18 protein-coding genes are annotated in these 18083 nt (G+C 62.2%); 6 read left to right on the top strand and 12 right to left on the bottom strand.

What is annotated here, in order from left to right; genetic code table 11:
- Nucleotides 1-347: 347 nt before the first annotated feature.
- Together hpaI and gabD are read right to left on the bottom strand one after the other, a co-directional pair.
- Nucleotides 348-1148, bottom strand: coding sequence for a 4-hydroxy-2-oxoheptanedioate aldolase (gene hpaI, locus BHD07_RS25355; RefSeq protein ID WP_100672616.1), 801 nt, complete (start codon nt 1146-1148; stop codon nt 348-350).
- A 133-nt stretch (nt 1149-1281) separates the two neighbouring features.
- Nucleotides 1282-2736 (bottom strand): NADP-dependent succinate-semialdehyde dehydrogenase, encoded by a 1455-nt coding sequence (gene gabD, locus BHD07_RS25360; protein ID WP_100672617.1) that lies wholly within the window; start codon nt 2734-2736, stop codon nt 1282-1284.
- Nucleotides 2737-2901: 165 nt separating this feature from the next.
- Between gabD and BHD07_RS25365 the strand changes: the two genes are divergently transcribed.
- Complete coding sequence (locus BHD07_RS25365) at nt 2902-3498, top strand: nitroreductase family protein (RefSeq protein WP_100672618.1); 597 nt, start codon at nt 2902-2904, stop codon at nt 3496-3498.
- 97 nt (nt 3499-3595) lie between these two features.
- Here BHD07_RS25365 and gyrB read toward each other — a convergent pair whose 3' ends face one another.
- From gyrB to BHD07_RS25390, 5 genes are all read right to left on the bottom strand, one after another.
- A complete protein-coding gene (gene gyrB, locus BHD07_RS25370; protein WP_324762569.1) occupies nt 3596-6031 on the bottom strand; it encodes a DNA topoisomerase (ATP-hydrolyzing) subunit B in 2436 nt (811 codons plus the stop codon).
- Between the two features lie 134 nt (nt 6032-6165).
- A complete protein-coding gene (locus BHD07_RS25375) occupies nt 6166-6543 on the bottom strand; it encodes a helix-turn-helix domain-containing protein (protein WP_003531717.1) in 378 nt (125 codons plus the stop codon).
- Nucleotides 6540-7106, bottom strand: a complete 567-nt coding sequence (locus tag BHD07_RS25380; protein ID WP_100672620.1) for a Smr/MutS family protein — start codon at nt 7104-7106, stop codon at nt 6540-6542. The genes BHD07_RS25375 and BHD07_RS25380 overlap by 4 nt, the downstream gene beginning before the upstream one ends.
- On the bottom strand, nt 7099-8217 hold the full coding sequence (gene mltA, locus BHD07_RS25385; protein WP_100672621.1) for a murein transglycosylase A: 1119 nt from the start codon (nt 8215-8217) through the stop codon (nt 7099-7101). Before mltA ends, BHD07_RS25380 begins: the two co-directional genes overlap by 8 nt.
- Before the next feature lie 17 nt (nt 8218-8234).
- Nucleotides 8235-8936 (bottom strand): Tim44/TimA family putative adaptor protein, encoded by a 702-nt coding sequence (locus BHD07_RS25390; RefSeq protein ID WP_018098687.1) that lies wholly within the window; start codon nt 8934-8936, stop codon nt 8235-8237.
- 134 nt (nt 8937-9070) lie between these two features.
- Here BHD07_RS25390 and BHD07_RS25395 point away from each other — a divergent pair, with 134 nt between their 5' ends.
- Together BHD07_RS25395 and secB are read left to right on the top strand one after the other, a co-directional pair.
- Complete coding sequence (locus BHD07_RS25395; RefSeq protein WP_100672623.1) at nt 9071-9634, top strand: FxsA family protein; 564 nt, start codon at nt 9071-9073, stop codon at nt 9632-9634.
- Between the two features lie 166 nt (nt 9635-9800).
- Complete coding sequence (gene secB / locus BHD07_RS25400; RefSeq protein WP_026169012.1) at nt 9801-10310, top strand: protein-export chaperone SecB; 510 nt, start codon at nt 9801-9803, stop codon at nt 10308-10310.
- Nucleotides 10311-10476: 166 nt separating this feature from the next.
- Here secB and dnaQ read toward each other — a convergent pair whose 3' ends face one another.
- The 5 genes from dnaQ to BHD07_RS25425 form a co-directional block, all read right to left on the bottom strand.
- A complete protein-coding gene (gene dnaQ / locus BHD07_RS25405) occupies nt 10477-11205 on the bottom strand; it encodes a DNA polymerase III subunit epsilon (RefSeq protein ID WP_100672625.1) in 729 nt (242 codons plus the stop codon).
- A gap of 217 nt (nt 11206-11422) precedes the next feature.
- Nucleotides 11423-12007, bottom strand: a complete 585-nt coding sequence (gene coaE, locus BHD07_RS25410) for a dephospho-CoA kinase (protein ID WP_100672626.1) — start codon at nt 12005-12007, stop codon at nt 11423-11425.
- Entirely contained in the window at nt 12004-12864 is an 861-nt protein-coding gene (locus tag BHD07_RS25415; protein WP_100672627.1) for a shikimate dehydrogenase, read from the bottom strand. Before BHD07_RS25415 ends, coaE begins: the two co-directional genes overlap by 4 nt.
- Nucleotides 12857-13456, bottom strand: coding sequence for a Maf-like protein (locus BHD07_RS25420; RefSeq protein ID WP_338283641.1), 600 nt, complete (start codon nt 13454-13456; stop codon nt 12857-12859). Before BHD07_RS25420 ends, BHD07_RS25415 begins: the two co-directional genes overlap by 8 nt.
- Nucleotides 13457-13504: 48 nt before the next feature.
- A complete protein-coding gene (locus BHD07_RS25425; RefSeq protein ID WP_100672629.1) occupies nt 13505-14326 on the bottom strand; it encodes a pyruvate, water dikinase regulatory protein in 822 nt (273 codons plus the stop codon).
- Between the two features lie 405 nt (nt 14327-14731).
- On the opposite strand from BHD07_RS25425, the gene hemE reads away from it, so the two are divergent.
- From hemE to rho, 3 genes are all read left to right on the top strand, one after another.
- Nucleotides 14732-15763 (top strand): uroporphyrinogen decarboxylase, encoded by a 1032-nt coding sequence (hemE, locus tag BHD07_RS25430; protein ID WP_100672630.1) that lies wholly within the window; start codon nt 14732-14734, stop codon nt 15761-15763.
- 10 nt (nt 15764-15773) lie between these two features.
- Nucleotides 15774-16316, top strand: a complete 543-nt coding sequence (gene hemJ, locus BHD07_RS25435) for a protoporphyrinogen oxidase HemJ (RefSeq protein ID WP_100672631.1) — start codon at nt 15774-15776, stop codon at nt 16314-16316.
- 196 nt (nt 16317-16512) lie between these two features.
- A complete protein-coding gene (gene rho, locus BHD07_RS25440; protein WP_010970587.1) occupies nt 16513-17778 on the top strand; it encodes a transcription termination factor Rho in 1266 nt (421 codons plus the stop codon).
- Nucleotides 17779-18083 lie beyond the last annotated feature (305 nt).

The following is an 18083-nucleotide window of genomic DNA, read 5'->3' on the forward strand; positions in this document are numbered from 1 at the left end:
CTCGGCGGCGTTCACTCCATGCAACTGGAAAACGCTCTTTGACGTATCCATGCCAATTCGGATAATCTGCTCCACGGACGGTCTCCCTCGATTGATGTCTTAACGACTCACTCTGGCACATTGCGATGCCGTTGGGAGCCGTCCACCCCAACAGTGCTCGTCACAGGGATCCAGCCAGACCAAGTCCTTGGGCTGAAAGAACTCTTCCCGCGCCGCAGACGCGGCGCTGCTGGATCCCTGTGACGAGCACAGGGATGAGGACGGAGGAGAGATTGCCGTCCTCCAAAAAGTTTCCTACAGCCCGCGCGTCTTATGAGACGCCCTTCCCAGTCCTTGTGAGGAATCGATCAATAGCCGGATTCCGTCCGTATCGGTCCGCTCTCTCCAAGAAATTCCCGGCGCAGCCGCTCCGTTGCGCTGACGAGCAAGGTGACATCGGTGCCGATCGCCATGAAATCGGCACCGAGCTCGCGATAGTCGCGCGCCTGGGCGGGGTCGAGGGTCATGATCCCGCGTGCCTTGCCGGCACGCTCGATCCGCGCGAAGGCCTCGATTATGGCTGTCCGTACCTCCGGATGACCCGGATTGCCGAGGTGCCCCATGTCCGCGGCAAGATCCGCCGGACCGACGAACAGGCCGTCGACGCCGTCCAGCGCAGCGATGGCGTCGATCGCCTCGAGCCCTGCCCGGCTCTCGATTTGCAGCAGCAGACAGATCTCTTCGTTGGCGTTTTCGAGGTAGTCGCCGATGCGGCTGAAGTTCGTTGCCCGGCCGAGAGCGGCACCGACACCGCGAACGCCATGCGGCGGGTAACGCACGGCGCGCACGAGCTGCCGCGCCTGCTCGACATTGTCGACCATCGGGATCAACAGCGTCTGCACGCCGGCATCGAGGATCTGCTTGATCATGACCGCGTCGCCGACCGGCAGGCGGACGATCGGATGACTGCCTCCGCCGGCGACGGCGCGATACTGCGCCGCCAGCATGGGAATATCGTTCGGCGCATGCTCGCCATCGATTAGCAGCCAGTCATAACCGCTGCCGGCCACCACTTCCGCCGCATAGGGACTGGCGAGCGCCACCCAGAGACCGAGCTGAAAGCGGTTTTCGCGGATCGCCGCTTTGAAGGTGTTTTTCGGGGCGGGCATCGATTGCTCTCCTTCTGCGTCCGAGTGTGTCTGCCGCAATCGGCCGGCGGCGACCGAGTGCTTCCCAGCCTCTTACCGGCAAAAGAAAAAACCGGCCAGAACTTTCCAGCCGGTTTTTCGAGGGAGCGCCGCCTCAGGCGATGCCGCCGAGGCAGACATATTTGATCTCCATGAATTCCTCGATGCCGTATTTCGACCCCTCGCGACCGAGGCCCGAGAGTTTGACGCCACCAAAGGGTGCCTCCGCCGTGGAGATCAGGCCGGTATTGACACCGACCATGCCATATTCCAGCGCTTCCGCCACGCGGAAGACGCGGGCGAGGTCCTTGGCATAGAAATAGGAGGCAAGGCCGAATTCGGTGTCGTTCGCCTGTGCGATCACATCCGACTCGTCCTTGAAGCGGAAGAGCGGCGCCACCGGGCCGAATGTCTCTTCCCGCGCGACCGCCATCGACTGGGTCACGTCGGCCAGCACCGTCGCTTCGTAGAAGGTGCCGCCGAGCGAATGGCGACGGCCGCCCTGCACCACGCGCGCGCCCTTCGCAAGCGCATCCGCCACGTGCTCCTCGACCTTCTTCAGCGCCGGCTGGTCGATCAGCGGTCCGAGGATGACGCCGTCCTCCATCCCGTTGCCGGTTTTGAGCTTGCCGACGGCCTGGGCGAGTTTCTCCGAAAACGCCTCGTAGACGCCGTCCTGCACATAGATGCGGTTGGCGCAGACGCAGGTCTGGCCATTGTTGCGGAACTTGGCGATCAGCGCGCCTTCGACCGCCGCATCGAGATCGGCATCATCGAAAACGATGAACGGGGCGTTGCCGCCGAGTTCCAGGCCAAGCTTCTTGATCGTGGCCGCGCTCTGGCGATAGAGCTCTGCGCCGACCTCGGTCGAGCCGGTAAAGGTAAGCTTGCGGACGGTCGGGTTCGAAGTCATCTCGGCGCCGATCTCGCGCGCTGAGCCGGTGATGACGCTGAAGAGGCCTTTCGGCATGCCCGCGCGCTCGGCGAGCACGGCGATGGCGATCGCCGAAAACGGCGTCTGCGCGGCAGGCTTCAAGACCATGGCGCAACCGGCGGCAAAGGCCGGCCCGGCCTTGCGAGTGATCATCGCGTTCGGAAAATTCCACGGCGTGATCGCGGCGACGACGCCGATCGGCTGCTTCATCACCAGAATGCGCTTATCCTTCTGATGACCGGGAACCAGGTCGCCATAGACACGCCGCGCCTCTTCCGCGAACCATTCGATGAAGCTCGCTCCGTAGACGATCTCGCCGGTCGCCTCCGCGAGCGGCTTGCCCTGCTCCATCGTCAGAATCCGGCCGAGATCGTCCTTGTTTTCGATCATCAGCTCGAACCAGCGGCGCAGCACCGCCGAGCGCTCCTTGGCGGTCCGCGCCGCCCATTCCTTCTGCACCCGCGCCGCGGCCTCGATCGCCGTTCTGGTCTCGGCGGCGCCGAGCTTCGGAACGCGGCCGATGATTTCGCCAGTCGCCGGATTGTTCACCTCGATCGCATTCTTCGGGTCGGCTTCGATCCAGGTATCGCCTACGAGAGCAGCCTGGCGAAACAGCGACGGGTCTTTCAGATTCATGTCGAGTCCTTCCTCAAAAAATCTACAGAACTTATACAGCTTTTTTCGCCGGTTCGACAATCACATGATTGCGGTTTACGGATCCTTCGCGCCTGCTGAGCTGACGCGCAGGAATGGCGATGCGTCGGACAGGTGCGTATCTGCAAGAAATAAGGATGTTCCTTCGTGACAGAAATCAACCATAGAAGAGCCGATCACCCCATCCACTCGATCTTTCTGGAGCGCTGGTCGCCGCGCGCCTTCACAGGCGAGGAGATCGGAGAAAAGGATCTGCTCGCGCTCTTCGAAGCCGCGCGCTGGGCGCCTTCGGCCAGCAATCTTCAGCCCTGGCGCTTCGTCTACGCCCGCCACGGCACCGGGCATTTCGCTCGCCTGCTGTCGACGCTCGACGAGGGCAATCAGCGCTGGGCGAAAAACGCCTCTGCCCTGGTCATCATCCTTTCGAAGACCCACAGGGTCACATCGACCGGCGAGCTGAGGCCGGCCTATACGCACGCATTCGACACGGGAGCGTCCTGGTTCGCGCTCGCGCTGCAGACGCAGCTCGCCGGATGGCATGCCCATGCGATGGCGGGGGTCGACAGAGAGAAGGCCATGCAGGTGCTCGGTGTTCCGGAGCACTACCGGGTCGAGGCAGCCGTCGCGATCGGCAGGATTGCGGATCCTTCCACCCTGCCGGACGATCTGCGGGAACGCGAAAAACCAAGCCAGCGCAAGCCCGTCAGCGAATTCGTCTTCGAAGGACGTTTCACGGGCGAATGATCCGCGAGCGATCGAGCTTCCGAAAGACGAGAGCAGGGCGTGGATCGCCTTGCTCTCGTCGGAACCATGATCAAAGTGCCGCGCCTATACGTGCGCGTCAGATATCGAGATTGGCGACGCTCAGTGCGTTTTCCTGGATGAAGTCGCGCCGCGGCTCCACTTCGTCGCCCATCAGGCGCGAGAACAGACCATCCGCATCCGTCGCATCGGTAACCTTGACCTGCAGCAGCGAACGGACGTTCGGATCGAGGGTCGTCTCCCACAATTGCTCGGCGTTCATTTCGCCCAGGCCCTTATAGCGCTGCATGGTGAGCCCCTTGCGGCCGGCGGCGAAGATCGCGTCGAGGAGGGCGCGCGGACCGCTGATCTCCTGCGTGCCGTCGCGGCGGCGCAGCACCGGCGGAGCGCCATAGACCTCCTTAAGCCGTGCCTTGAGCTGATCGATATGGCGTGCATCCGAAGAACCGATCAGCGCCATGTCGAGCACGGCCGCTTCCTTGACGCCGCGCACCATGCGCTCGAGCTTCAGCCCGCCTTCCGCCGTCACCGTTGCCTCCCATCCGCGTTCGGTCTCCTCGGCGATGACATCCAGCCGGCGGGCCACTTCGGCGGCGATCAACTGATATTCGTCGCGCTCGCCGTTGAGTTCCACGTTGAGCGCTCCGGCGATGGCAGCCTGCTCCACGACCGAGCGATTGTAGCGGGAGTGGAGCCCATCCATCAGCGAGCGTAGTCGCAGCGCATCGTTTATGACCTCGCGGAGATCCTGGCCGACGCGCACTTCGCCCGAAGCGAGTTCGAGCGAAGCCTCCTCGAGGCCCATGTTGATCAGATAATCTTCAAGCGCCTTCTCGTCCTTGAGATACTGGACGGACTTGCCGCGGGCCACCTTGTAGAGCGGCGGCTGGGCGATATAGAGGTGGCCGCGCTCGATCAGCACCGGCATCTGCCGGAAGAAGAAGGTGAGCAGCAGCGTGCGGATGTGGGCGCCGTCGACGTCGGCGTCCGTCATGATGATGATCTTGTGATAGCGCAGCTTGTCGGCGTTGAACTCGTCACTGCCGATCGACGTGCCGAGCGCGGTGATCAGCGTGCCGATTTCCTGGCTCGACAGCATCTTGTCGAAACGCGCGCGCTCGACGTTGAGGATCTTGCCGCGCAGTGGCAGGATCGCCTGGTTTTCACGCGAGCGGCCCTGCTTGGCCGAGCCGCCTGCCGAGTCGCCCTCCACCAGGAAGAGTTCGGATTTGGCCGGGTCGCGCTCGGAACAATCGGCGAGCTTGCCGGGCAGCGACGAGATATCGAGCGCACCTTTTCGGCGCGTCAACTCGCGTGCCTTGCGCGCAGCTTCGCGCGCGGCGGCGGCCTCCACGACCTTGCCCACGAGAATCTTGGCATCGGAAGGATGTTCTTCGAGCCAGACGCTCAGGGCCTCGTTGACCAGGCTTTCGACGACGGGGCGGACTTCCGAGGACACCAGCTTGTCCTTGGTCTGCGAGGAGAATTTGGGATCGGGAACCTTCACCGACAGCACAGCCGTCAGCCCCTCGCGGCAATCGTCGCCCGTGAGCGATACCTTTTCCTTCTTGGTGATGCCGGACGTGTCGGCATAGGAGGTGATCTGACGCGTGAGCGCACCGCGGAAGCCGGCCATATGCGTGCCGCCGTCGCGCTGCGGAATGTTGTTGGTGAAGCACAGCACGTTCTCGTGATAGCTGTCGTTCCACCACATTGCCACTTCGACGGTGATGCCGTCCTTCTCGCCGCGGATCGACACCGGCTTCTGCACGAGCGGCTTCTTCGCCCGGTCCAGATAGGCGACGAAGGCCTCGAGACCGCCGTCATACATCATTTCTTCCCGACGAATGTCGGAATGGCGCTTGTCGGTCAGCACGATGCGGACGCCGGAATTCAGGAAGGCGAGCTCGCGCAGGCGATGCTCGAGCGTACCGAACTCGAACTCGATGTTCGAGAAGGTCTGTTCGCTCGGCGTGAAGGTGACCTCGGTTCCGGTCTCGCTGCCGGCGTCGCCCGTTACCTTGAGCGGCCCGTCGGCAACGCCGTGGGTGAAGCTCATTTCGTGGATCTTGCCCGACCGGCGGATCTTGAGCTTCAGCGACACGGAGAGGGCGTTGACGACCGAAACGCCGACGCCGTGCAGGCCACCGGAGACCTTGTAGGAATTCTGGTCGAATTTTCCGCCGGCATGAAGCTGCGTCATGATGACTTCCGCCGCCGAGACGCCTTCTTCCCGGTGGATGTCCGTCGGTATGCCGCGACCGTTGTCCGTCACCGTGACGGAACCGTCGGGATTGAGCGTGACCGTTACGATGTCCGCATGGCCGGCAAGCGCCTCGTCGATCGCGTTATCCACGACCTCGTAGACCATGTGGTGCAGACCTGAGCCATCGTCGGTGTCACCGATATACATGCCCGGGCGCTTGCGCACTGCATCGAGGCCTTTCAGCACCTTGATGGAATCGGCACCATATTCGGCGATTGCGCCGGCTTCGGTCTCAGAAATATCGGTCATTCGGGCTCAGATCTTTCCAGGTTTTCGGACGTCGCGATTCATTGCGAATCACAGCGCGAGATGCCTCGCGGACTATAGAAAATTTGTCCAATTGTTCCAAATCCCGACGCGAAGATCGCGGCCGGAATGGGCTTTCATCCCCTGTCCTTATCAGGAAATGTGGCTTTTTCCAAAACATCTTCCAGTGCCCGAATCGTCTCCGCCGACAGGCCGCGAATCTCCATGCTCAAACGGTTGGCGAAGGCAGTGTGACCGGGCGGAAGGCCGGACGTGTCGAGCACGACTTTCGGATCTGAAAGATGCGCTATCCGGAAGAGTTCGTCGGCCTCGTCCCAGATCACGTTGAAATAGCCGGCAACGCGCTGGAGGAAGTCGAAGCTCGGCGCTCCCCGCTTGCCGTGTTCGAGAGCCGAGAGATAGGCGGGCGAAACCCCTATTGCAGCCGCCATCTCTTTCTGAGACACGCCCTTGCGCCGGCGAAGTTCGCGTACGGCCTCGCCGAAGGGAGTCATGAGGCGCCTCCCTTCGCCCGCGCCAGCCGCACATAAAGCGCGCCCTCGCCGCCGTGATTGCGGGCGGCCGGTTCGTAGGACGATATCAAGGGCCGGAACTCGGGAAGCGAGAACCAGAGCGGCACGGCTCGCTTCAGGGCGCCGTCGCTGCCGAGCGACGTCCCCTTGCCGGTGATGACGAGGACATGCCTCAAGCCGCGGTCGCGCGCCCTCAGGAGGAACTGCAGCAGCAGTCCGTGCGCCTCGCTCTGAATCATGCCGTGCAGGTCGATCCTCGCCTCGAGCGTCAGCCGGCCCTTCGCCAGTTTGCGTTTGACCGGCCGCTCCAGCGGATGATGAGGGGGGTGTTCTGCCTTGTCGCGGCTGAGTGAAAAGCCCCTGCCGGCCCTTTCGGGCGTGCTCGAGGGAGGCGTCGCCTCCGGGCCAGGTACAGCCTTGATTTCCGCGGTCCCGCCCAGCAGCTCCTCCAGAGCGTCCAACCGCCCGGGCATGGGCCGCGCCGAACGCGCGACCTTCCCCCAGAGAATGCGGTCCTCGGTGGAAAGCTTCTTGTCCTTAGCCATGGCTGGACTGCGCGCGATATCGGGCCGCGGCCGCGCGGGGCACGAAAATGAAGAAGTCTGCGTCGTTGCGCACGGAACCCGCGAGTTTCCCCGCCCGGTCGCCGGAGCCCGTGAAGATATCGCCGCGCGCCGGGCCGACGATGGCCGAGCCGGTGTCCAGCGCGAGCATCAGGCGCCCGAAGGGATGTCCGCCGTCGAGATGGAGCAGGGTTTCGCTCGCGACGTAGAAGGGAACGCCGAATGTGTGGATGAGGCGGTCGACAGCAAGCGAGCGTCCCGGCTCCAGCGGCACCTTGGCAGCCGCCACGGGGCCGAGCCCCTCTTCCTCGACCGGCGCCTCGCGGAAAAAGATGAAGGACCGGTTATGCCACAGAACCTCGTCCGCCTTGTCGGCATGGGCCGCCAGCCAGTCGCGAATGCTCGCCATCGACACGGTGGCGGCGTCGATCTCGCCGCGATCGATCAACAGTTTCCCGACGGCGGAAAAGCGATGCCCGGTTTTGGCGGCGTAGGTGATGCGGCGGCGGGATCCGTCCGGATAGATCAGCCGCGCGGCGCCCTGCACATGGACGAAGAACACGTCGACTTTGGAGCGGGCATAGGCGATCTCCAGACCGCGGCCGGCGAGAAATCCTTCTTCGATCGCGCGTCGGTCCGGATATTCCTCGATCCTGCCGTCGCAACAGCGGCCGAAGGCGAAATATCGGTCCATTCCTGCCGGCCGGTTTATGTCGTCGATATCGATGAGGTCCGAGGGACGCCGGTAGAAGGGAAAGCGGAACTCCGCATCCGGCTCAGCCCGTACCTCGACCTCGGGTTCGTAGAAAGCGGTGACGAAGCCGGTCCTTTTCTCTTCCGGGCGGATTCGGAACGGAACGAACTGGGCCTCGAAAAATCCGCGTGCGGCGGCCGCATCGGAGAAATCGCTGCCTGCCGCGTCGAAAGCGGGCAGGAGGTCGGCGACCGAAATACCGAGCGAGCCGGTCTTGTACGGCTTCACCTCCGTTACATGCCGGTGACAGCGCCGAAGCGAAGCGATCACCGGTGCCGGGTCGTCCGCAGACCAGCCGGGCAGCTCCGAATAGGAGACCGGCTCGAGATGAAAAGTCATGGCCGCCCGCTTCCCGGTCAGTTTTCCGATTCGGTGGCGATCAGCTTCCAGTTCGGGTCGCGTGAACGGATATCGCGCGCAAACGTCCACAGGTCGTTCACTTCGGCAACCGAATCGGCGTCTCCGTCGACCAGTTTGCCCTGCTTGTCGTAGGTCGCGGAAATAAGCTGGCTGATGATCCTGACCGTTATGTTTTCCTCGGCGTCCTTGATCTCCGCGTGCACGATATCGGCCTTATCGATGCCGACGAAGGTCGACTTGACAACTTCGCCCTTGGCCTCTCGTTCCGCAATCGCGGCCTCGAAGCCCTCATAGACTTCGCGGGACAGCAAACCCTTGAGAGTTTTACGATCGCCATCGGCAAAGGCCATGACGATCATCTCGTAGGCCATCTTCGCACCGTTGAGGAATTCGGTGGGATTGAAGTTGGGATCCGCGTCGGTCATAGCCCGGAGTTGGGCATTCAGCGGAGTCCCGGCCTTGGCGACGGTCTCGATCGCGGCATAGCGCGACTCGTCTTCCGCCGTCTCACGACGGGGAAGCTGAACGACCTTGCCGTTATCCTTGGCTTCCGGCCCTTGGGCGATATCCCGTGGAGAGTAGGGATCGAAAGGAGGCCGCTCGCTGCCGGTCCTGCGACCTAGGACGCTACGCAATTGCAGGAAGATGACCACGGCAGCGATCAGGAAAAAAAATGTGATGAAATCAAAAGAGCCCATTTCCACCCGGAACCGCTGTTAGAATTTCTCGTACTGTTCCATATAGTCCGGAAGGATAGACCATTCAAACGACGATGTCGCACCCATAAACCGGAGACCGGACAATTGCACTCACCTTCTTGCGAGCACGGGCGATGCGTTTCCTGATCCCGCTTGTCATTCTCGGGCTGCCGCTTGCGGAAATCGCTGGCTTCGTCGCCGTCGGGCGCGAGATCGGCGTGGCGATGACGCTTCTTCTCGTTTTCGCAAGTGCCGTCGCCGGCATCATGCTCCTGCGCATCCAGGGTTTCGGCATGCTCCGGCGCGTGCAGGAGGCGGCACGGACGGGCAACGATCCGGGGCTGGACGTTCTCGGCGGTGTGCTGATCTTCATCGCCGCTATCCTCTTGATCGTGCCCGGTTTCATCAGCGACCTCGTCGGCCTTCTGATCTTTCTGCCCCCGGTCCGACGCGCCATCGCCGGCTTCCTGCGCAGCCGGATGACGATTTTGAGCAGCGCAACCGGCTTCTATCGTGCCTCCAGGCCCCAATCCTCCGGTTCCCGGTCCTCTGGCCCCCAATCCGCTGGCCCGCAATCCGCTGGAACCTCACGCGAGGAGCGCCGCGGGCCGCTGACGATCGATCTCGACGAGGACGAATTTTCGCGCAAGACAAAGGACGAAGACGACCCGCCGCCACCGGATCGTCTGCCTCATTGATCCGAGCTTCACTTTTTCTGATCCCGGCTCCAATCGGGTCTATAATCCGCTTTCCAAAGAAGGGCCGGATGTGCTCTTGCGTCGGGCCGGGCCGGGCCACGAGGGTTGTAAGCCCAAGCCCTAAATGTTAGATGGCCTCACCATTTCGAAGTCCGAGGAAACTCTTATGACGACTGATACCGCATCCAACGGCAACGGCAGTGCCCAGCAGCAGCAGAGCCCGTCGCTCAATATCCTGGCCCAGTACGTCAAGGACCTCTCCTTCGAGAACCCCGGCGCACCGCGTTCGCTGCAGGCTCGCGACCGCTCCCCGTCGATCAACATCAATGTCAATGTCAATGCCAATCCGCTGGCGGAGAATGATTTCGACGTTGTCCTGTCGTTGAGCGCCCAGGCCAAGGACGGCGACAAGATGCTCTTCAACGTCGAACTCGCCTATGGCGGCGTCTTCCGCGTCGCCGGCTTCCCGCAGGAGCACATGCTGCCGCTGCTCTTCATCGAGTGCCCGCGCCTCTTGTTCCCCTTCGCGCGACAGATCGTGGCCGACGCCACCCGCAACGGCGGCTTCCCGCCGCTGATGATCGATCCCATCGATTTCGCGCAGATGTTTGCCCAGCGCATGGCTGAGGAAAAGGTCCGCGCGCAGGTGGCAAATACCAACGACACGGCCAATTGATCGGTCCGAACGACTGGTAGACCCGGCTCACCGAGCCGGGTTTTTTATGCCCGGCCAACGCGATTCGCTTGAGAGACCCGCAGCGCCGCGATACGGACAGGCCTGGAGCATTTGATCCTACGCACTTGCGGACGGATAACCGTTAGACACTTTTCCTGGAAGTGCTCTAAACGGCTTCCGATCTGAGGGCATAGTCGGCTTCGCTGTATTTCTCCCAGATCGCATTCGCGCCGATCTTCGCGACGAGCGCCGCATGGGCAGCGATTTCTGCCTCCGTCAATCGTGGCCGCAAAGGCCGCTCCCTTTTGATGACGACGACCGGTCCGTCGTCGGCCTCCATCGACCGGCCATCCGTCTCCGTCATCACGAGACCAAGCGCGGCCTGGCGGCCGCCGATCATCTCGATATAGACCTCGGCAAGCAGCTCGGAGTCGAGCAGGGCCCCGTGCCTGGTTCGATGGGAGTTGTCTATACCGTAGCGACGGCAGAGCGCATCGAGCGAATTCGGTCCCATCGGGTGCTTGCGGCGGGCAAGAGCCAGAGTGTCGATAACTCGGTCGCTGCCGATCGGCGGCAGGCCGAGCCGCTCGAACTCCGCATTGATGAAGCCGATATCGAAGGTGGCGTTGTGGGCGACCCAACGGGCATCGCCGAAGAAATCGACGATCTCCCGGGCGACATCGGCAAAGGGCGGCTTGTCTTTCAGAAACTCGTCGGTGATGCCGTGGACGGCCAGGGCTTCCGGATGAACCTTGCGCTCCCCCGGATTGATATAGATATGGATCGTGCGCCCCGTCGGAAACTGGTTCTCGAGCTCGATTCCGCCGATCTCGATTACCCGGTCCTCGCGGTTGTCGAGGCCGGTCGTTTCCGTATCGAAGATGATTTCACGCATGCGGGAGCCCTGTGGACGATGTTTCGGGACGAATCACCCGAAGCTGCCCTCCATTCTTAATGTTATTTGCTGCGCAATTGAAGGCCATCGCCGCCCCTCATCCGGCCTGCCGGCCACCTTCTCCCCACATGCGGGCGAAGGAAACTCGCGGCAGCGTCGTACTCGTTCCCTCTCCCCGCATGCGGGAGACGGCTAGGGTCAGGGGGGGTTGCGAAGGTTAAGCCGCCCGCAAATCATCGACGATCGCACGGATCTGCTGCCGTGTGACGTCGAAGCTGTCGCTGGTGTCGACGATATAGTCGGCGCGGGCGCGCTTCTCGCTGTCGGGCACCTGCCGCTCGAGGATCATCGCAAACTTCTCGGCGGTCATTCCCGGGCGCTTCATGACGCGTTCCCTCTGCATCTCCGGATCGCAGGTCACGACGACGATGCGGTCGAGGCGCGCCTCGGCCTTGGTCTCGAAGAGGAGCGGAATATCGAGCAGCACGAAAGGCGCACCGTCCGCTCTGTGCCGCGCAATGAACTCCTGCTCCTTGGCGCGCACCAGCGGATGGACGATCCGTTCCAGCTCGGCCAGCCGCTCGGGCGCCGCAACAAGCCGAAGCGAAAGCTCGGCCCGGTCGATGACGCCGCCCTTGGCGACGCCCGGAAAGGCCGCTTCGACCGGCGCCACCGCTTCGCCGCTATAGAGCATATGCACCACTTCGTCGGCATCGTTCACCGGCACGCCGAGTTCCCGGAACATGCCCGCAGCGGTCGATTTTCCCATTCCGATGGAGCCGGTAAGCCCGACGATGATCATGCGTGCCTGTCCATATCGCTGATGATGATCTGTCTTAGCGTTTCGTCGACGACCGGCCTCAGACCGAACCATTTCTCGAATCCGGGCACTGCCTGATGGAGAAGCATGCCAAGTCCGTCGACGGTGCGGAAGCCCTGTTCTTCCGCCTGCCGCAACAGCGGTGTCTTCAATGGCACGTAGACGATGTCGGTGACGACGGCGTCTGGCGCCAGGCCCGAAAAGTCGATCGCCGGCGCCGGCTCGCCGTTCATGCCGAGCGAGGTCGTGTTGACGAAGAGGCCGGCGTCTGAAACGACCTCGGGAAGCGCCGCCATCGAATGTGCGTGCACCGCCGTGCCGAAGCGATCGGCCAGTTCCCTCGCCCTCTCGGGGGTGCGGTTCACCACATGGATCGTCTTGACCCCTCGGTCCCGGATCGCCTGGATCACCGCCCGGCTGGCGCCGCCGGCACCGAGAATCACCGCGGCCGAGATGCGGTCCCATCCTTTGGCGTTCTCGTCCAGATTGGCGACGAAGCCACGCCCGTCGGTGTTCGTCGCGCGGATTTCTCCATTTTCGAGCCAGAGGGTGTTGGCCGCTCCGAGTTCGGCGCTGAGCTCGTCCGGCCGATCGGCCAGCCGGAAGGCGGCCTCCTTATGCGGAATCGTGACATTTCCGCCGCAGAAGTCGGTTCTTCCTTCCTTGATCTGCCGCATGAAATCGGGAAAGGCCTCGGGCGTGACCTCGTGGGCCCGGTAGCTTCCCCGAATTCCGAACTGCTTCAGCCAATGGCCATGAATGAGCGGCGATCGCGAATGCTTCACCGGATAGCCGGTTACAAAGGCATGGTTAACAAATGTTTCACGTGAATCATGCATCGATCGCACCCAGTTCGCGGAGCTTGGAGAGAAGCGGCAGCATCGGCAGGCCGAGTATGGTGAAATAGTCGCCCTCGATGGTCTCAAAGAGCTGGATGCCCTCGCCTTCGAGCTGATAGGCGCCGACGCTTGTCAGCGCCTTCTCGCCCACCCTTGCAAGATGTCGATCTATGAAGCCATCGCTCAATGGCCGCACGGTCATCTTCGCAGTCGAGACGTGCCGCCAAACGACCTCGTCGCCGCGCACGAGAACGATCGCGCTGTTGAGACTGTGCGTCCTGCCCGAGAGCGACCGGAGATGCTCGGCGGCTTCCGTCATGTCCCGGGGCTTGTGATAGACGCGGGTTCCAAGCGACATCGTCTGATCCGAACCGATGACAAGGGCGTTCGGAAAATGCCGTGCGACCTCCTTCCCCTTGGCTTCGGCAAGCGCCAGGGCGACATCGGCCGGCGAAGCACCAGACGCTTCCAGCGGCTGCTCGAGCGCACGCTCGTCGATCGCGGCGGCCCGGGCCTCGAAGGCCAATCCTGCATTCGCAAGCAGAGTGCGACGAAAAGGACTGGCCGAGGCCAATACGAGTAAGGGTTTCATTTTTCCGGTTCCGTGTTCGCGGTCTGCAAGCTGTTCTTGCGGCGCGCTCTATCTAAGCCGCGGCCGCAGGGCAACGATTGCGGCGGCAGTCTCCTCTATCGAGCGCCGCGTCACGTCGATCAGCGGCCAGTTGTTGCGCGCGCAAAGCGAGCGGGCATATTTCAGCTCCTCGGCGATCGCCGCCCGGTCGGTATAATCTTCCCCGTGGAAGTTCTGCGTCGTTCCGAGCACGCGATGCTGCCGCACCTGGGAGAGGCGCTCGGCCGAAGCGATGAGCCCGACGATGAGCGGTTTCGTCGCCTTCAGGAGCGCATCGGGCAGGGACACGCCCGGCACGATCGGAATGTTCGCCGTCTTTATACCGCGATTGGCGAGATAGATGCTCGTCGGTGTTTTCGACGTGCGGCTCACACCCACAAGGACCACATCCGCCTCGTTGAAATCGGAGGGAATCTGACCGTCGTCATGATCCATCGTGAAGTTCAACGCCTCGATCCGGGCGAAATATTCGGCATCCATGACATGCTGCGCGCCGGAGCGGCGGCGCGAGGGCGAGCCGAGATAGGATTGGAAAAGTTCGATGATCGGGTCGAGGACCGAGACGCAGGGCACGCCGATCTCGCGGCATCGCTGATCGATGAGGCCCGCAAGTTCCCGGTCGACGATCGTGTAGAGGACGATCCCCGGTGCCCCGTCGACCGCGTCCATGACCTGCATCAGCTGCTTCCGGTTGCGGATCAGCGGATAGACGTGTTCCAGCGCATGGGAGGTCTGGAATTGCGCAGCAGCCGCTCGACCGGCGGCGATCAGAGTTTCGCCGGTCGAATCGGAGATCAGATGCAGATGGAAGTAGTTTTTGCGGTTCTCCACGCAATTCTCCGCGGTCTGTTGATAAGGCGGGACAAAAACAGCTAACGGCGGCGCCTGGCTTCAGGCAAGTGGAAAAGCGGCGACTTGTTCACATCTGACACCGAACCGGAAATCTCTTGCCCAGGCATGTGGACAAGACTCATGGCCACGACAAATTGTCACGCGGATCGACTCCTCATCCACAGGAACCGCAAACTCCAGACCGCCGGCAAAGGACTGACTCTGCAGTGTTTTCCCGGGTTTCCCCGCTCAACGCGCAAATTGGCCGGAATCCCTCCCGCCTTTTTGCGGGAGATTGAGGCGGACTGGATAGGGTGAGGATCGATTTTAATCCTTGATACCCACCGACTCTAAGAAATAGAAACCTTATAAATTCAGTTTTATTTTTAGATTAGGAAGCGGCAAGTGAGCGGAACGCATCGCAAAGTGCTGGAGGTTTTGAGCGGCAAAACGCTCACCCCTCCCCCCATCTGGCTGATGCGACAGGCAGGACGCTATCTCCCCGAATACAGGGCGGTGCGTGCGACGGCCGGAAGCTTTCTCGACCTCTGTTACACGCCGGATCTCGCGGTCGAAGTGACCTTACAGCCGATCCGCCGCTACGGCTTCGACGCCGCGATCCTTTTCTCCGATATTCTCGTGGTGCCCGATGGGCTCAGGCGCAATGTCCGCTTCGAAGAGGGACAGGGGCCACGGATGGACCCGATCGACGAGGACGGGATTGGCCGGCTGAGACCCGATGGCGTCATCGCTCACCTGGCTCCTGTTTTCGAGACCGTCGGCCGGCTGAGACGCGAACTGCCGACGGACACCACGCTCCTCGGTTTCTGCGGGGCGCCCTGGACGGTGGCGACCTATATGATCGCCGGCCGCGGGACGCCGGACCAGGCGCCTGCGCGTCTTTTCGCCTACCGTCATCCTAAGGCTTTCGAGCGGCTTCTGACGCTGCTCGCCGATATTTCCGCCGACTATCTGGTAGAGCAGATCGATGCCGGCGCCGATGCGGTGCAGATCTTCGATTCCTGGGCCGGTGTGCTCGGCGAGGAGGAGTTTCAGCGTTTCGCGATCGAGCCCGTCCGGCGGATGATCGCATCAGTCCGCGCGCGCCACCCCTCTGCGAAAATCATCGCTTTCGCGAAAGGTGCGGGCCTTCTGCTGAAGAATTATCGGCAGGCGACCGGTGCGGATGCGATCGGCCTCGACTGGTCGGTGCCGCTCTCCTTCGCCGCCGAATTGCAGAAGGACGGGCCCGTTCAGGGCAATCTCGATCCGGTACGGGTCGTGGCAGGTGGCGCGGCGCTGGAGCATGGAACCGATCGCATCCTGGACGTCCTCGGCCAGGGGCCGCTGATCTTCAATCTCGGCCACGGCATAACGCCGGACGCCGATCCGGATCACGTTGCCGCACTCGTCGCCCGCGTTCGAGGGTCGCGATGAAAGGGCAGCTATGAGAGGGGAACGCCAAACCGACAGCGTTCCGGGTAAACGGGCGCGCCTTCGTGCGACGATCGCGGTCGCAGCCTTTGCGGCTTTGTTGATCGGGCTCTTCGCCGGGCAGCCGGACGACCTCTACCTCTGGATCAAGGCGCTCCACATCATCGCGGTCATCTCCTGGATGGCGGCGCTGCTCTACATGCCGCGTCTGTTCATCTATCACACCGATGCAGCGCCCGGATCGGAACAGTCCGAGACCTTCAAGATGATGGAACAGCGACTGCTCAAGGTCATCATGAATCCGGCCATGATGATCTCTTGGGTGCTCGGACTTTACCTCGCCTGGAGCGTCTACGGCTTTATGGGCGGCTGGCTGCATGCGAAGATTCTCTGCGTTTTCCTGCTGACGCTGGTGCATGTGCATTTCAGCCGCGCGGTGAAAGCCTTCCAGCGGGACGAGAATCGCCGCGACGCGCGCTATTGGCGGCTGATGAACGAGGCGCCAACCCTGCTGATGATCGCCATCGTCATCCTCGTCGTGGTGAAACCATTTTGAATTCAATCGATTCGCAGCTGCAATAGTTGCTGCTAATTTGCCGCGACCCCTTGCGGCGCTTCACGTGAATCGCTATTTTCCCTCATCTCCTTCTTCCTGTGGCCTGTGACGAAGTTTTAGAGCCTGCCTCTTCCCCCCTCGCAGCTCCCTGACAAATCGCGCCGGCTCCCAATCCCCTATCAAGCACGGACCCTTCATGGCTGAAATGAAGCTTCAAGAACTTAAGAACAAGACGCCGACCGACCTCCTGGCCTTTGCCGAAGAGCTCGAGGTGGAGAATGCCAGCACGATGCGCAAGCAGGAGCTGATGTTCGCGATCCTCAAAATGCTGGCTCAGCAGGAGATCGAGATTATCGGCGAGGGCGTCGTCGAGGTCCTGCAGGACGGATTCGGATTTCTGCGCTCGGCGAATGCGAACTATCTCCCCGGTCCCGACGATATCTACATTTCGCCGTCGCAGATCCGCCGCTTCTCATTGAAGACCGGCGACACGGTCGAGGGCCCGATCCGCGGGCCGAAGGAAGGCGAACGCTATTTCGCACTTCTGAAGGTCAACACGATCAACTTCGACGATCCGGAAAAAATCCGCCACAAGGTTCACTTCGACAACCTGACGCCGCTCTATCCGAACGAGCGCTTCAAGATGGAACTCGAGGTCCCGACGTCCAAGGATCTCTCCGCGCGCGTCATCGATCTAGTCGCGCCGCTCGGCAAGGGCCAGCGTGGCCTGATCGTCGCGCCGCCGCGCACCGGTAAGACGGTGCTTCTCCAGAACATCGCGCATTCGATCACGGCGAACCATCCGGAATGCTACCTGATCGTCCTTTTGATCGACGAGCGACCGGAGGAAGTGACGGACATGCAGCGCTCGGTCAAGGGCGAGGTGGTGTCCTCGACCTTCGACGAGCCGGCGACACGCCACGTCCAGGTCGCCGAGATGGTGATCGAAAAGGCCAAGCGCCTCGTCGAACACGGTCGCGATGTGGTGATCCTGCTCGACTCGGTCACCCGTCTCGGCCGCGCCTACAACACGGTCGTTCCCTCATCGGGCAAGGTACTGACCGGCGGTGTCGACGCAAACGCCCTGCAGCGTCCGAAGCGCTTCTTCGGCGCGGCCCGCAACATCGAGGAAGGCGGATCGCTGACGATCATCGCAACGGCTCTGATCGACACCGGTAGCCGTATGGACGAAGTCATCTTCGAAGAGTTCAAGGGCACCGGCAACTCGGAAATCGTCCTCGACCGCAAGGTCGCCGACAAGCGCATCTTCCCGGCCATGGACATTCTGAAGTCCGGCACGCGTAAGGAGGACCTCCTGGTCCCGCGTCAGGACCTGCAGAAGATCTTCGTGCTGCGCCGCATTCTCGCGCCGATGGGCACCACCGACGCGATCGAGTTCCTCATCGACAAACTGAAGCAGACGAAGACCAACGGCGACTTCTTCGACTCGATGAATACGTAAGAGCAAGACTCTCTTTCTCAGCCGAGAGGCCGGCGCCGCCCAGCGCCGGCCTCTCGCGTATCCGGGATGGAGCACTTCCTTCTGCCGCCGTTTTCCCCTATCGGCCGTGATCCCGGGACGGGAGTGATTCACGTGAAACGCCGAGGTGGATATGCGCCCAAACAGAGCGACACTTGATTTCGAGCGCGGCTCGGTGCATAAGGCGGCTTCGCATAGCCGGACGAGTGTCGCACCAATTGCGCTTCCGAGGCTCTGCCCGATCCCCAATGTTCAATGTGCCGAAATGGCGGGTATGGCCGGCGTCA

It is taken from the genome of Sinorhizobium sp. KGO-5 (genome assembly GCF_036245905.1).
In the GTDB taxonomy this organism is placed as follows: Bacteria; Pseudomonadota; Alphaproteobacteria; order Rhizobiales; family Rhizobiaceae; genus Sinorhizobium; species Sinorhizobium meliloti_A.

Coding starts and splice junctions, on each gene's coding strand:
- hpaI (WP_100672616.1), bottom strand. CDS start 1,148: ATGCCCGCCCCGAAAAACACCTTCAAAGCGGCGATCCGCGAAAACCGC.
- gabD (WP_100672617.1), bottom strand. CDS start 2,736: ATGAATCTGAAAGACCCGTCGCTGTTTCGCCAGGCTGCTCTCGTAGGC.
- gyrB (WP_324762569.1), bottom strand. CDS start 6,031: ATGACCGATATTTCTGAGACCGAAGCCGGCGCAATCGCCGAATATGGT.
- BHD07_RS25375 (WP_003531717.1), bottom strand. CDS start 6,543: ATGACTCCCTTCGGCGAGGCCGTACGCGAACTTCGCCGGCGCAAGGGC.
- BHD07_RS25380 (WP_100672620.1), bottom strand. CDS start 7,106: ATGGCTAAGGACAAGAAGCTTTCCACCGAGGACCGCATTCTCTGGGGG.
- mltA (WP_100672621.1), bottom strand. CDS start 8,217: ATGACTTTTCATCTCGAGCCGGTCTCCTATTCGGAGCTGCCCGGCTGG.
- BHD07_RS25390 (WP_018098687.1), bottom strand. CDS start 8,936: ATGGGCTCTTTTGATTTCATCACATTTTTTTTCCTGATCGCTGCCGTG.
- BHD07_RS25395 (WP_100672623.1), top strand. CDS start 9,071: ATGCGTTTCCTGATCCCGCTTGTCATTCTCGGGCTGCCGCTTGCGGAA.
- secB (WP_026169012.1), top strand. CDS start 9,801: ATGACGACTGATACCGCATCCAACGGCAACGGCAGTGCCCAGCAGCAG.
- dnaQ (WP_100672625.1), bottom strand. CDS start 11,205: ATGCGTGAAATCATCTTCGATACGGAAACGACCGGCCTCGACAACCGC.
- coaE (WP_100672626.1), bottom strand. CDS start 12,007: ATGATCATCGTCGGGCTTACCGGCTCCATCGGAATGGGAAAATCGACC.
- BHD07_RS25415 (WP_100672627.1), bottom strand. CDS start 12,864: ATGCATGATTCACGTGAAACATTTGTTAACCATGCCTTTGTAACCGGC.
- BHD07_RS25420 (WP_338283641.1), bottom strand. CDS start 13,456: ATGAAACCCTTACTCGTATTGGCCTCGGCCAGTCCTTTTCGTCGCACT.
- hemJ (WP_100672631.1), top strand. CDS start 15,774: ATGAGAGGGGAACGCCAAACCGACAGCGTTCCGGGTAAACGGGCGCGC.
- rho (WP_010970587.1), top strand. CDS start 16,513: ATGGCTGAAATGAAGCTTCAAGAACTTAAGAACAAGACGCCGACCGAC.